Raw genomic sequence first — 13,836 nt, forward strand, 5'->3', positions numbered from 1 at the left:
CGGGCTCCTCAATAGATTTCGAACAGGCCGGCAGCGCCCATGCCGCCGGCGATGCACATCGTGACCACGGCGTACTTCGCGCCACGGCGCTTGCCTTCGATGAGCACATGGCCCGCGAGGCGCGCGCCGGTCATGCCGAAGGGGTGGCCGATGGAGATGGCGCCGCCGTTCACGTTGAGCAGTTCCGACGGAATGCCCAGCTTGTCCTGGCAGTAGATCGACTGCGAGGCGAAGGCTTCGTTGAGTTCCCACAGGCCGATGTCCTGCACCTTAAGGCCGTGGCGCGCGAGCAGCTTGGGCACCGCGAACACCGGGCCGATGCCCATCTCGTCGGGCTCGCAACCGGCCACCGCGAGGCCACGGAAGGCGCCCAGCGCCTTGATGTTGGCGCGCTCGGCGTCCTTGGCTTCCATCAGCACGCAGGCCGATGCGCCATCGGACAGCTGCGAGGCATTGCCGGCGGTGACGAACTTGTCCTCGCCCATCACGGGCTTGAGCTTGGCGAGCGCTTCGTAGGTGGTGCCGCGGCGGTTGCAGTTGTCTTCCGTGGCCGTCACTTCGCGGTAGGTGACTTCCTTCGTCTCCTTGTCGGTCACGGCCATGGTGGTAGTGCAGGCGACGATCTCGTCCTTGTAGCGGCCGGCGATCTGCGCTTCTTCGGTGCGGCGCTGGCTCTCGGCGGAGAAGCGGTCCTGCGCCTCGCGGCTGATGTTGTAGCGCTTGGCCACGATGTCGGCCGTTTCGATCATCGCCATGTACAGCTCGGGCTTGTGCTCGACGATCCACGGGTCCATGCCGCTGTCGCCGGCATCGGTGGCGCTGCGCGAGCGGATCTGCGAGATGCTTTCCACGCCGCCCGCGATCATGGCCGGCGCGCCGTCCACCACGATGCGGCCCGCGGCCATGGCAATTGCCTGCAGGCCCGAGGCGCAGAAGCGGTTCACCGTGGTGCCGGCAATGCCGATCGGCAGGCCCGCGCGGATGATGGCCTGGCGCGCGATGTTGCGGCCGGTGGTGCCTTCGGGGTAGCCGCAGCCGAGGATGGCGTCCTCGATCAGCGCGGGGTCCAGGCCCGAGCGTTCCACCGCCGCCTTCACGGCGAAGGCCGCCAGCGTGGGGCCGGGGGTGATGTTGAATTCGCCGCGGTGCGCCTTGGTGAGCGGGGTGCGGGCGGTGGAAACGATGACGGCTTCACGCATGGGGTGTGTCTCCTGGAGGGCTGGCTCTGTGGTTACTCGGATTGATTGAGGCTGGCGAAATCGGCGCCGCGTTCGACCAACTGCACCAGCAGCGGCGACGGCTTCCAGAAGATCGGGTCTTCCTTGGCAAATTCGCGGATGTCGGCCAGCACCTTGGGCAGGCCCACGGTGTCGGCGTACTTCATCGGGCCGCCGCGGTGGCGCGGGAAGCCGTAGCCGTAGAGGAAGGTCACGTCCACGTCCAGCGGGCGCAGCGCGATGCGCTGCAGCACCACGTTGGCGCCTTCGTTGACCATCGCGGCCATGTAGCGGCGCATGATTTCTTCTTCGGTGAAGGCGCGCGGCTTGATGCCGGCGCGCTCGCGCTCGGCGTCGATGATGGCCAGCACCTCGGGGTCGGGCACGCCGGTGCGAGCGCCTTCGGGGTACAGGTAGTAGCCGCGCTGCGTCTTCTGGCCGAACCAGCCGCGTTCGCAGATGCGGTCGGCGATCTGCACGTAGCGCGCCTCGGGGTCGCGCGTGGCGGCCTTGCGCTTGCGCGTGGCCCAGCCGATGTCGCCGCCGGCCAGGTCGGACACCTGGAACGGGCCCATCGGGTAGCCGAAGTTGCGCACCGCTTCGTCGATCTGGTAGGGCGAGGCGCCGTCTTCCATCATGTGGTCGGCGGCCTGGCGGTACACGGCCAGGATGCGGTTGCCGATGAAGCCGTCGCACACGCCGGCGCGCACCGGCACCTTCTTGAGCTTCTTCGCCAGCTCGAAGCCGGTGGCGACCACGTCGGCGCTCACCTTGGCGGGCACCACGATCTCCAGCAGCTTCATGATGTTGGCGGGCGAAAAGAAGTGCAGGCCCACCACGTCCTGCGGGCGCGAGATGCTGGCGGCGATCTCGTCGATGTCCAGGTACGAGGTGTTGGTGGCCAGCACCGCGCCGCGCTTGCACACGCGGTCGAGTTCGGCGAACACGGCCTTCTTGACGCCCATTTCCTCGAACACGGCTTCCACCACGATGTCGACGCTGGCGAGCGCGTCGTAGCTGGTGAAGCCGGAGAAGCGCGCCATCACGGCTGCCTTGGCCTCGGGCGTCATGCGGCCCTTCTTGATGAGGCCGTCGTACACCTTCTCCACGTTGGCGCGGCCGCGTGCGAGCTGCGTGTCGTCGCGCTCGATCATGGTCACCGGCATGCCGGCGTCGAGCATGGCCACCGCGATGCCCGCGCCCATGGTGCCGCCGCCGACGATGCCGGCCGACTCCAGCGCGCGCGGCTTGGCCGACTTGGTCTCGGGCGCCTTCAGCACTTCGCGCTCGGCGAAGAAGGCGTGTATCAGGCCGGCGCGCTGCGGGCTGTCGATGCACTGCAGGAACAGCTTGCGCTCCAGCGCCATGCCTTCGTCGAAGGGCAGCGTGAGCGCGGCTTCGACGGCTTCGATGATCTTCATCGGCGAGAACAGGCCGCGGCTCTTCTTGGCGGTGTCGGTGCGCGCGGCTTCGAGCGCGGCGCGGCTGGCTTCCTTGTCTGCCAGCGCGCCGGCGTCGCGGGTGCGGCGCACCGGCGCGTTGGCGGCGACCAATTCATTCGCGTAGGCCAGGCCTTCGGCCAGCGCGTCGGCGTCGGTGCCGAGGCGGTCGACGAGGCCGAGCGACAGCGCTTCCTTGGCGCCCGCATGGCGGCCGCTGAGCATGAGTTCGAGCGCGGGTTTCACGCCGATGAGGCGCGGCGCGCGCTGCGTGCCGCCCGAGCCGGGCAGCAGGCCCAGCGCCACTTCGGGCAGGCCCAGCTTGGCGGTGGGCGATGCGATGCGGTAGTGCGCCGACAGCGCCACTTCCAGCCCGCCGCCGAGCGCGGCGCCGTGGATGGCGGCAACCACCGGCTTGGTGCAGTTCTCGATCTTCAGGCAGGCCTCCGGCAGCGACGGCGGCTGCGGCGTCTTGCCGAATTCGCGGATGTCGGCGCCCGCGATGAAGTTGCGGCCCGCGCCGGCGATCAGCACCGCCTTGGCGGCGCCGTCGGCCTCCGCCGCGTCGATGGCGGCCACGAGGCCGCGGCGCACGTCCACGCCCAGGGCGTTGACGGGCGGGTTGTCGATGGTCACCACGAAAACGTCGCCTCGACGCTCGAAGGTGACGGGACCGGTGGACGTGGAAGGGCTGGGAGTGTTGGTGGCCATGTGCTTGCTTGTCTCGTGCGTTGCGAACCGTGCGGGTTCGAGGCTCTGGGGTGAACCAAGCATTCTTGGCCGGTATCCCCGCTTTGACAATTGCATAGGCGGTTGACAGACTGTCAAAGGATTTTTGACACAATCGGGTGCATGGACCTGCAATCGCTCACCCTGCTGGTGGAAATCCTCGATGCCGGCAACCTGAGCGCGGCGGCCCGCCGGCTCAAGATGACGCGCGCCAACGTCAGCTACCACCTGAACCAGCTGGAGCGCTCGGTGGGCGCGCAGCTGGTACGGCGCACCACCCGGCGCGCCGAGCCGACCGAGATCGGCCTGCGGCTCTACCAGCACGGCGTGGCGATCCAGGGCGAACTGCTGGCGGCGCGCGAGTCGGTCACCACGCTGGGCCAGGGCCTGCAGGGCCGCGTGCGGCTGAGCGTGCCCAGCGGCTACGGGCAACTGGTCATGGCCGACTGGCTCATCGACTTCAAGCGCCAGTACCCCGGCATCGTGCTCGACGTGGTGTTCGAGAACCGCATCGAGGACCTGCTGCGCGACGAGGTCGACATCGCCATCCGCGTGATCCCCGAGCCGCCGCAGAACCTGGTGGCGCGCGCGATGGGGCCGGTGCGCTACGTGGCCTGCGCCTCGGCGGAATACGCGGCGAAGAATCCGCTGCCGGTGCAGCTCGACGCATTGCAGGGCGCACCGGTGGTCACTGCCGCCGTCATCGGGCGGCAGCTGCGCGTGTCGGCGTACCAGGGCGAGACCCGTCGCGAGGTGATCCTGGAGCCGACGCTGATCTCGGAAAACTTCTTGTTCCTGCGCCAGGCCATCCTCGCCGGCCTGGGCATCGGCCTCGTGCCCGACTACGTGGTGCAGGAAGACGTGCGCCGCGGCGACGTCGTGACCACGCTCGACGACTGGCGCCTGTCCATCTTCGGCACGCAGATGTTCATGCTCTACATGCCGAACCGCCAGCACACGCGGGCGATCCGGACGTTCATCGATTTCGTGCTGGAGCGGGTGCGGGTGCCGGGTCAGGGACCGGAGTTGCAATAGACCACGGCGGCGGCAACGCCGACCAGGACCCAGGTGAGCACGCCGACCACCGTGCCCCAGTCCGCATCCAGAACGATGCGCCCGCCGGGAGACCGGGCCCAGTATTTTCCGGGGGGAATTTCGTGGCCTCCTTTCGGCTGCTCGACGACGACGTGGCCCAGCGTGACCAACGGCACCACCACCACGCCAGTGAGATAGCCGACCGCGTGCATCAAACCCTCGGCGATGGGCTGCAGCACGAATTCGACGACTGGCCGGATAAGAACTTCGGCAAGCGCTTCAAGGGGCATGGATTCCTCAGGAAATCACGACCCCCGCAGACTACCGCATCGCCAGCTCAGGCCCGCCGCCGATCCCCCGGCGAGCCTTCGTAGTGCCGCGCCTTGTCGACATACATCGCCCGGTCCGCGCGCTGCAGTGCCGATTCCAGCGACTCGCCCGCGTGGCAGGTCGCCAGGCCCATCGCGAGGCTCAGCGCATGGCCGCTCTGGCCGGCGTGGAACTGGTTGTTCATTTCCAGCAGCGTGAGGATGCGCTCGCGCATGGCTTCGGCGCCGCGCTCGTCGGTCATGGGCAGCAGCACCGCGAACTCGTCGCCGCCGATGCGCGCGGGCCAAGCCGGCGGGTCGACGGCCTTGTCCAGCACCTCCCCCATGCGGCGCAGCAGCGAGTCGCCGGCGGCGTGGCCTTCCTGGTCGTTGAGCTGCTTCAGCCCGTTCAGGTCGATGGCCACGATCGACACCGGCCACGGGCCCTTGCGCGCGAGGCGGGTGAGCTCCTCGGTGAAATAGGTGCGGTTGCACAGCTGCGTGAGCACGTCGTGCTTGCCCAGGTATTCCAGGTAGGCCTCGGCCTTCTTGCGCGCGGTGATGTCGACCAGCGACACCAGCACCAGGTCCCAGGTGTCGAGCCGGTCGTCCTGCACCGCGAACTGCATGTGGATGTTCAGCACCTCGCCCGACAGCGAGTAGTTGAGCACCTCGCGGTGCTGCACGGTCTTGCCGTTCCACAGGTCCTGCAGCTGCTCGGCGAAGGATTCGCGCATCTCGTCGCGGAAGATGCGCGAGAGGCTGCCCAGCAGGGTCTGCAGGTCGGGCGCGCCGAACATGCGCAGCGTTTCGCGGTTCACGTCGATGACGCGGATCTCCTGCATGCAGCGGGTGACGAACTCGGGGTGCACCTTGATGAAGGTGGCGAAGTCGGTGATGCCGCGCGCGCGGATGCTCTGCAGCAGCGCGCGCACGGCGCTGAAGTCTTCCACCCACAGCGACACCGGCGAGCGCTCGAACAGGCTGCGCGCGTAGGTGGCGCTTTCGTCGCGCAGGCGCTGCGCGGCCACGCGCTCGGTCACGTCGTCGAGCGAGACCAGCACGCGCTCCCAGGTGGCTTCATGGCCGGGCAGCACGCGGGCGCGCACGCGCACGTCGAGCCGCCGGCCGTCCAGGGCGTAGTTGACCGTTTCGCTCTCGAAGGTGAGCTGGCCGCGCCATAGCTGGTCGAGCTCGTGCACCACGGTGGCCGACATGTCGCCGCGGAACACGCGGTCCAGAGAATCGAGCAGGGTCTGCTGGCTGTCGGCGGCAAAGAGTTTCAGGGTGTGCTGGTTGACCCGCAGCACCTTCAGCAGCGCCATGCATTCGCTCACGCGGCCCGGGTTTTCCGACAGGTACGCCACCAGGTCGGTGACGCCTTCGGCGCGCCAGCCGTCGAGCTTGCGCTTGAGGCCGCTGTAGTCTTCGATCCAGAGGGAGACGGGCGCCAGGTCGAACATGGCGTCGAGTTCGGATGACGGGGCAACGTCGGACGCGGCGGCGGTCAGGGCCATCGATGGGCTTTCGGAAAAGCGGCTGCAGCCATGGCTGACGGGCCGCCGGCAGATCGGGAGCCTGATTATTACCCGGCAGCCCGAGGGCTTTAGCGGCTGTAGAGGCCCACCACGCTCTGTCCGCCCAGCGCATGGCCCTTGAGCGCGGCCAGCAGCGCGTCGCGCCCGAGACCGGCCGGCAGGCTGCCGGGCGCCAGGTCGGTGGCGACCACGGTCAGCACGTAATGGTGCGGCCGGTCGCCCACCGGCGGGCACATGCCGCGATAGGCCGGCGCACCGGCCACGTTCGGGCCCATGGTGAAGTTGAAGTTGGAGCCCGCCTGGCCTTCGCCCGCCTTGAGCTCGCCGCGCTCGGCCGCGATGTTGTAGGCCACCCAGTGCGACACGCCGAGGCCGGCCGCGCCGTCGGGGTCGAACACCAGCACGGCGACCGACCGGGTCTTGGCCGGCAGGTTGCTCCAGGCCACCGGCGGAGAAATGTTCCTGCCGCCGCACTCGCCCGCGCCGGCATGCTCGGCCGGGATCACGCCGTTGTCGGCGAAGGCTGCGGACGCCACTCTCATGCCCGTGGAAGCCTTGCCGCCGGTGCCGGCCGCCATGCCGGTGCAGCCCGCCAGCACGCCGGCGAGGGCCAGCGCCGCGACCGACAGGGCGAGGGGGTGAGGCCGGGTGTTCTTGCGCATAGGGTTCTCCTTGAAGGTTGTGTTCATTCGGCCTGGCCCTGCCAGATGCTGCCGTCGGGCCGCTCGTGAACCGCCACCGGCACGAGGCTGGCGCCCTTGCACGGGCCGCCCACGCACCTGCCGGTGTCGGGCTCGAAGATCGCGCCGTGCCGCGCGCACATCAGGAAGCGGCCCGAGCTTTCGATGATCTGCCCTTCGAAGTCGAGCGGCCCGCCCGCGTGGGGGCACTGGTTGATGTAGGCGTACACGCCGTCTTGCCAGCGCACGGCGAAGGCGGGGGTGCCGTCCAGTGCGGTGAACATGACCGCGATGCGATCGGCGGCAAGCGCGGTGGAAATTGGCGTGGGAGCGGGGGAGGGCGCGGGGGCGGAGGCGGGTGCTGTCAGGTCGTCGGTCATCTGGCAGCGAGGGTAGCCAAGGTTGGAGGGCGGCGCAACGACGCGCCGGTGCAGCCGGCCCGCTTACAAATCGCAGCCTTTGGAACGGCCGATGACTGTATATTCATACAGTAACCAAGAGGTCTCCCGTGGACATCCATCGCAAACTCGCCATCCTGGCCGACGCCGCCAAGTACGACGCCTCCTGCGCATCCAGCGGCTCGCAGCCGCGCGACTCGGTGGGCGGCCGCGGCATCGGCTCCACCGAGGGCGCGGGCATATGCCACAGCTACGCGCCCGACGGCCGCTGCATCTCGCTGCTGAAGGTGCTGCTCACCAACCACTGCCAGTACGACTGCCTGTATTGCGTGAACCGCGCGTCGAGCAACGTGCCGCGCGCGCGCTTCCGCGTCGAAGAGGTGGTGCAGCTCACGCTCGACTTCTACCGGCGCAACTGCATCGAGGGCCTGTTCCTGTCGAGCGGCATCATCAAGTCGCCCGACCACACCATGGAGCAGGTGGTCGAGGTGGCGCGCGTGCTGCGCGAGGAGCACGACTTCCGCGGCTACATCCACCTGAAGACCATCCCCGACGCCAGCGACGAGCTGCTGGCGCGCGCCGGCCGCTATGCCGACCGGCTCAGCATCAACGTCGAGATGCCCACCACCGAGGGCCTGCAGGCGCTGGCGCCCGAGAAGAACGAAAGCGCCATCCGCCGCTCCATGGCGCGGCTGCGCCTGCGCATCGACGACACGCGCGAGGAGGCGCGCCGCGTGGTGCCGATCCGCGCGCTGCCCGGCGCGGCCCCCGCCGCCGCCAAGCCGCCGCCGTTCGCGCCCGCCGGCCAGAGCACGCAGATGATCGTGGGCGCCGACGCCACCGACGACCGCCACATCCTCGCGTCGAGCGCCACGCTGTACGGCGCCTACAAGCTCAAGCGCGTGTACTACTCGGCCTTCAGCCCCATTCCCGATGCCGCCCGCGCGCTGCCGCTGGTGGCGCCGCCGCTGATGCGCGAGCACCGGCTCTACCAGGCCGACTGGCTCATGCGCTTCTACGGCTTCGAGCACCAGGAGATCGTGGCCGCGCCCGACGGCCTGCTGCGGCTGGACGTCGACCCCAAGCTGGCCTGGGCGCTGGCGCACGCCGAGCGTTTCCCCGTCGACCTGAACCACGCCCCGCGCGAGATGCTGCTGCGCGTGCCGGGCCTGGGCGTGAAGGCGGTCGAGCGCCTGCTGCAGGCGCGCCGCGTGCGCCGGGTGCGCGCCGACGATCTGCGCCGGCTGCACGTGCCCTCGCGCAAGGTGCTGCCGTTCGTGGTGGCCGACGGGCACCGGCCGGCGGCGGGCGCCATGGCCGCCGCAGTTCCCGCAGTGCAGCCGGCGCAGGCGGCGCAGGCGGCGCTGTTCTGAGCTGGGCCGGGAGCAAGCCGCCATGCGCGTACGGCTAGGGAATCCGGTCGACCTCGACGCCTTCCGCCGCGAGGCGCGCCGGTTGCTGGCGAATGGCGTGCCGCCGGACCACGTCGAATGGAGCGACGGCACGCAGGGCGAAGGCGGTTCCGACCTGTTCGCGGATGCGCCCGCCGGCGGCCTGTTCGAACCTGCGCCATCGCCGCCGCCCGCCGGCGCCGCGCGCCAGCCGGTGCCCGCGTCGTTCATCGCGCTGTGCGCCGACGTGATCCTGCATCGCGACGCGGGCCGCCTGGCGCTCCTGTACCGGCTGCTCTGGCGCCTGGTGCACGAACCGGCCCTGCGCCACGACCCGCTCGACCCCGACATGCTGCAGGCCCGGCAGATGGCCAAGGCCGTGCACCGCGACATCCACAAGATGCGCGCCTTCGTGCGCTTCACGCGCGTGGAAGGCGAGCAGGGCGAGCGCCACGTGGCATGGTTCGAGCCCGACCACCGCATCGTGGAAGCCAACGCGCCCTTCTTCGCGCGCCGCTTCGCGCAGATGAACTGGGCCATCCTCACGCCCGAGCGCTGCGTGGCGTGGGACGGGCAGGCGCTCACTTTCCGCGAAGGCGCCGACCGGCGCGAGAAGCCGCCGCCCGATGCCGGCGAGCAGCTCTGGCTGGTCTATTACGAGAACATCTTCAACCCCGCGCGCCTGAAGCTCGCGATGATGCGCCGCGAGATGCCGGCCCGCTACTGGCACAACCTGCCCGAGGCCGCGCTGATCCAGCCGCTGGCAGAAGCGGCGCAGGCGCGCAGCCAGTCGATGATCGATGCGCCGGCCACGCCCGCGCGCCGCATCCGCGCCCCGGTGCCGCTGCACCCGCTGCCGGCCGACCGCGCGGCGCCCGCCAGCCTCGACGAACTGCGCGCGGCCACGCATGCATGCCGCGACTGTCCCATCGGCGCGCTCGCCACGCAGGCCGTGTGCGGCGAAGGGCCCGTGGGCGCGCAGCGCATGCTGGTCGGCGAGCAGCCCGGAGACCAGGAAGACCTGGCCGGGCGGCCCTTCGTCGGGCCTGCCGGCCAGCTGCTCGACCGCGCGATGGCGCAACTGGGCCGGCCGCGCGACACGGTGTACCTGGCCAATGCCGTGAAGCATTTCAAGTACGAGCTGCGCGGCAAGCGCCGCATCCACAAGACGGCGGGCCAGCGGGAGGCCGAAGCCTGCGCGCACTGGCTCGACAGCGAAATCGCGCTGGTGCGTCCGCAGGCGCTCGTGGCGCTGGGCGCGACCGCCGCGCGCGCCCTGCTCGGCCGGCCGGTGGCGGTGCAGGCCGAGCGCGGCGCGTGGCTGCACGAGCGCGCCGATGGCCGGCCCGTGTTCGTCACGCTGCATCCGTCCGCGCTGCTGCGCCTGCCCGACGCCGAGCGCGCCACCGCCTACGACCGCTGGCTGGCCGACCTGGCGGGTGCGTTCGAGAGTCCCCAGAGTCTCCAAGGCGACAGCGGCGAAATCCAATCGGCTCCGGCGCGCGTACTTTAGTAGCAGGCAGGCGCCCTGATCGGGCGCCGCCGACTACGCCATACGGCGAGTAGACGCCCGCGGCCGCGGTTTTGACAATTCCGACGCCCGTATTCCAAAGTCCGCGATTCCACCGAGGGGTGAAGGAAAGCATGCCGATGACCACGCTCAAACAGGGTTGGCGAGGAGCCGACGTCCGCCGCCTGCAGGAAGCGCTGAACCGCAAGCTGCAGCCCAGCCCGCGGCTCGCCACCGACGGCGACTTCGGCCCGCTCACCCGCGCGGCCGTGCTGCGCCTGCAGGCCGCGCACTGGCTGGTGGAAGACGGCGAGGCCGGCCCCTGCACCCAGAACGTCGCGTTCGACGGCGAGCGCGACGCGCCCATCCTTCATCCCGTCGCGCTGATCCCGCCCCCGGCCGCCGCGCTGTGCTGGGCCGCCGGCGTCGCGATGATGACGCGCTCCACCGTGCAGGCAGTGCTCGCGCGCACCCCGGCCGAACTGGTCGCGGCCGACGGCGGGCTGCAGGAGAGCGTCGACACGCACGACGCGCAAATGAAAGTCGGCCAGCGCGTGGCCGCCGCGCACGGCCTGGAGGTGCACCCGCCGTCGGTATGGTCGCTGAAGGCGCTGCGCGCGGCGCTGCAGGACGGCCCGCTCATGTTCGACATGCTGTGGGGTACCAACCGCGGCGGCTATGCGGCCGGCGCCGGCCGGCCGGGGCACATGGTCGTCATCGCCGGCATCCGCGGCGACGACGACCCGAGCGGGCGGGGCACCACGCTGCGCATCCTCGATCCCTGGCCGCCGCACAAGGGCGCGCGCACATCGGTCAATTTCGTCAAGTGGCTGCAGGGCGCCGCCTCGCGCACCTGCCGGGTGTTCCACAAGTAGAAAGAGATTTGCGGAGTTCCCGCGAACCGTTCGGCGGGTTCGCCGCCTCCTTGCCTTCCAGGGGGCGATGCGACAATCGCCCCGCCATGACAGACACCCTCACGATCACCCGCCCCGACGACTGGCACCTGCACGTGCGCGACGGCGCCGCCCTCGAAGCCGTCGTTCCCCACAGCGCGCGCCAGTTCGGCCGCGCGCTGATCATGCCGAACCTCCGCCCCCCCGTGACCACCGCCGCGCAGGCCGTGGCGTACCGCGACCGCATCCGCGCCGCCGTGCCCCAGGGCGTGGCCTTCGAGCCCGTGATGTCGCTCTACCTGACCGACAAGCTGCCGCCCGAAGAAATTGCGCTGGCCGCCGAAGCCGGCGTGCGCGCGCTCAAGCTGTACCCGGCCGGCGCCACCACCAACAGCGATGCCGGCGTGACCGACATCCGCCACACCTACAAGACGCTCGAGGCCATGCAGAAGCACGGCCTGCTGCTGCTGGTGCACGGCGAAGTGACCGACCCCGCCATCGACCTGTTCGACCGCGAAGCTGTGTTCGTCGACCGCGTGATGATCCCGCTGCGCCGCGACTTCCCCGAGCTCAAGGTGGTGTTCGAACACCTGACCACCAAGGAAGGCGCCCACTACGTGCGCGACGCCGGGCCCTTCACGGCAGCCACCATCACGGCGCATCACCTGCTCTACAACCGCAACGCCATCTTCACCGGCGGCATCCGCCCGCATTACTACTGCCTGCCCGTGCTCAAGCGCGAGACGCACCGCGTGGCGCTGGTGGAGGCCGCCACCAGCGGCAGCGACCGCTTCTTCCTGGGCACCGACAGCGCGCCGCACCCGGCCCACCTGAAGGAACACGCACTCGGCTGCGCCGGCTGCTACACCGCGCTCACCGCCATCGAGCTGTACGCGGAGGCCTTCGACAACGCGGGCGCGCTCGACAAGCTCGAAGCCTTCGCCAGCTTCAACGGCCCCGACTTCTACGACCTGCCGCGCCACGCCGACACCGTCACGCTCAAGCGCGAAAGCTGGACCGTGCCGGAGACCGTGCCCTATGGCGACGCCACGCTCAAGCCGCTGCGCGGCGGCGAAACGCTCAACTGGAAGCTGGCATGACGCCCACACCGCGCGTGATGCTGCTGATCGACGCCGACAACGTCTCGGCCGACGTGATCGAGCAGGCCGTGCAGCGCACCATGGACGAATACGGCGCCATCCACGTGCGCCGCGCCTATTGCAACGCCGAGATGGCCGTCAACCGGCAGGCGATGTTCAAGCGGCTGTCGGTGCGGCCGATGGTCAATCTCTCGACCGGCAAGAACAGCACCGACATCGCGCTCGCGGTCGATGCCATCGACCTCGTCATCGACGAGCGGCCCGACGTGGTGGTGCTGGTGTCTTCCGACTCCGACTTCGCGCCGCTGGTGATCCGGCTGCGCGAAAAGGGCTGCCGCGTCTGCGGCATCGGCCAGCGGGGCAAGACGGGCGAGGAGACGGTCGGCATCTACGACGCGTTCATGGACCTCGAGCACCACGCCAGCGCGAAGCCCGCCGCCCGCACCGCCACCGCGAAGAAGACGGCCGCTGCCAAGACAGCGCCAGCCGCCAAGAAAACGGCTGCGAAGAAGGCCGCCACCAAGACGGCGGCCCGCAAGAGCAGCACCAAGGCGGCCAAGCCCGCACCTGCGCCGCAACCGCAGACCTCCGAGGCGGCCGAGTTCATCCTGCAGGCCGTGCCCGCGCTGCGCAGCGGCAAGGACGTGCCGCTCAACGACGTGGCGCAGGCTTTGCGCGCCGCGGGCCTGCTGGGCAAGCACGGCAGCTCGCTCAAGCTGTTCGACAAGCTCACGGCGGAATTCGCGGTGATGCAGCACCCCGACCGCATCCGCTGGACGGACGCGCCCGCGTCTTGACCCTGCCGGCGGTCGACTGGGCGCAGCCCTGGCTCGCGCCCTACCGCACCCATGGCCGAGCCGTGGCGCAGGCCGCCTCCATGCACGGCTCGGTCGCCGAAGCGCTGCGGGGCGCCCGGCCGGCCCACGCACCCGTGCCCGACTTCGTGCAGCAGCACGCGCTGCCCGCCGGCCAGGCCTACGAGGCCCACATCTTCCAGACCCGCACGGTGCCCACGCGCGACAACCTGCACGACTTCTTCAACGGGCTCGTCTGGCTTGCGTTTCCGCTGGCCAAGCGCCGGCTCAACGAGCTGCAGGCGGGCGAGATCGCGCGCCACGGCGTCGCGGCGGTGCGCGGCCCCTTGCGCGATGCGCTCACGCTGTTCGACGAGAACGGCGCCGTGCTCGACGCGCCGCCTGCGCTGTGGCAGGCGCTGGTCGCGCGCGACTGGCACACGCTGTTCGTCGAGCGGCGCGAGTGGTGGGCGCAGGCGCGGCTGCTGGTGTTCGGCCATGCGCTGCTCGAAAAGCTCGCCGCGCCGCGCAAGCCGATCACCGCGCACGTGCTGCTGGCGCACGAGGCGGCGGCGGGCGCCGTGGCCTTCGACGACGCGCGCATGGCGCAGGCGCTCGACCCGGCGCGTCTGGAGCGCAAGCCCTTCGTGCCGCTGCCGTTGCTCGGCGTGCCCGGCTGGTGGCCCGGCAACGAGGCCGCGTCTTTCTATGACGACCCGCAGGTTTTCAGGCCTTTGCCGGAGCGGGGAATACACGGGCGCTAGAACTTTTGCTCCTATCATGGTTGCCACCTCCATGCAGCGC

Annotated in this window: 13 protein-coding genes; 7 read left to right on the top strand and 6 right to left on the bottom strand. The window is 70.2% G+C overall.

Annotated elements, in window-relative coordinates:
• Positions 1-8: 8 nt before the first annotated feature.
• Positions 9-1,199, bottom strand: coding sequence for an acetyl-CoA C-acyltransferase (locus QRN67_RS21845; RefSeq protein ID WP_081270840.1), 1,191 nt, complete (start codon positions 1,197-1,199; stop codon positions 9-11).
• A 32-nt stretch (positions 1,200-1,231) separates the two neighbouring features.
• The gene (locus QRN67_RS21850) at positions 1,232-3,367 is read right to left on the bottom strand and encodes a 3-hydroxyacyl-CoA dehydrogenase NAD-binding domain-containing protein (protein WP_285413566.1); all 2,136 of its coding nucleotides are present in this window, start codon (positions 3,365-3,367) and stop codon (positions 1,232-1,234) included.
• Between the two features lie 141 nt (positions 3,368-3,508).
• Here QRN67_RS21850 and QRN67_RS21855 point away from each other — a divergent pair, with 141 nt between their 5' ends.
• Positions 3,509-4,420 (top strand): LysR family transcriptional regulator, encoded by a 912-nt coding sequence (locus QRN67_RS21855; RefSeq protein WP_081270842.1) that lies wholly within the window; start codon positions 3,509-3,511, stop codon positions 4,418-4,420.
• Here the strand turns inward: QRN67_RS21855 and QRN67_RS21860 are convergent.
• From QRN67_RS21860 to QRN67_RS21875, 4 genes are all read right to left on the bottom strand, one after another.
• Complete coding sequence (locus tag QRN67_RS21860; RefSeq protein WP_285413567.1) at positions 4,399-4,710, bottom strand: hypothetical protein; 312 nt, start codon at positions 4,708-4,710, stop codon at positions 4,399-4,401. The two genes, QRN67_RS21855 and QRN67_RS21860, sit on opposite strands and share 22 nt — an antisense overlap.
• Positions 4,711-4,757: 47 nt before the next feature.
• The gene (locus tag QRN67_RS21865; RefSeq protein ID WP_285413568.1) at positions 4,758-6,245 is read right to left on the bottom strand and encodes a sensor domain-containing diguanylate cyclase; all 1,488 of its coding nucleotides are present in this window, start codon (positions 6,243-6,245) and stop codon (positions 4,758-4,760) included.
• 89 nt (positions 6,246-6,334) lie between these two features.
• Complete coding sequence (locus tag QRN67_RS21870; RefSeq protein ID WP_285413569.1) at positions 6,335-6,928, bottom strand: YbhB/YbcL family Raf kinase inhibitor-like protein; 594 nt, start codon at positions 6,926-6,928, stop codon at positions 6,335-6,337.
• A gap of 23 nt (positions 6,929-6,951) precedes the next feature.
• The gene (locus QRN67_RS21875) at positions 6,952-7,326 is read right to left on the bottom strand and encodes a Rieske (2Fe-2S) protein (RefSeq protein ID WP_285413570.1); all 375 of its coding nucleotides are present in this window, start codon (positions 7,324-7,326) and stop codon (positions 6,952-6,954) included.
• Positions 7,327-7,454: 128 nt separating this feature from the next.
• Here QRN67_RS21875 and QRN67_RS21880 point away from each other — a divergent pair, with 128 nt between their 5' ends.
• The 6 genes from QRN67_RS21880 (at position 7,455) to QRN67_RS21905 (ending at position 13,796) form a co-directional block, all read left to right on the top strand.
• Positions 7,455-8,717: a putative DNA modification/repair radical SAM protein gene (locus QRN67_RS21880; protein WP_285413571.1), complete on the top strand. Its 1,263-nt coding sequence runs from the start codon at positions 7,455-7,457 to the stop codon at positions 8,715-8,717.
• 22 nt (positions 8,718-8,739) lie between these two features.
• Positions 8,740-10,248, top strand: a complete 1,509-nt coding sequence (locus QRN67_RS21885; RefSeq protein ID WP_285413572.1) for a UdgX family uracil-DNA binding protein — start codon at positions 8,740-8,742, stop codon at positions 10,246-10,248.
• Positions 10,249-10,385: 137 nt separating this feature from the next.
• Positions 10,386-11,120 carry a papain-like cysteine protease family protein gene (locus QRN67_RS21890; protein ID WP_285413573.1) on the top strand — a complete coding sequence of 245 codons (735 nt, stop codon included), beginning with the start codon at positions 10,386-10,388 and terminating at the stop codon, positions 11,118-11,120.
• Positions 11,121-11,206: 86 nt separating this feature from the next.
• Positions 11,207-12,238 carry a dihydroorotase gene (pyrC, locus tag QRN67_RS21895; RefSeq protein WP_081271396.1) on the top strand — a complete coding sequence of 344 codons (1,032 nt, stop codon included), beginning with the start codon at positions 11,207-11,209 and terminating at the stop codon, positions 12,236-12,238.
• Positions 12,235-13,035 carry an NYN domain-containing protein gene (locus QRN67_RS21900; RefSeq protein ID WP_285413575.1) on the top strand — a complete coding sequence of 267 codons (801 nt, stop codon included), beginning with the start codon at positions 12,235-12,237 and terminating at the stop codon, positions 13,033-13,035. The genes pyrC and QRN67_RS21900 overlap by 4 nt, the downstream gene beginning before the upstream one ends.
• A complete protein-coding gene (locus QRN67_RS21905; RefSeq protein ID WP_285413577.1) occupies positions 13,032-13,796 on the top strand; it encodes a DUF3025 domain-containing protein in 765 nt (254 codons plus the stop codon). The genes QRN67_RS21900 and QRN67_RS21905 overlap by 4 nt, the downstream gene beginning before the upstream one ends.
• Positions 13,797-13,836 lie beyond the last annotated feature (40 nt).

It is taken from the genome of Variovorax sp. efr-133-TYG-130, from assembly GCF_030208835.1.
GTDB lineage: Bacteria > Pseudomonadota > Gammaproteobacteria > Burkholderiales > Burkholderiaceae_C > Variovorax.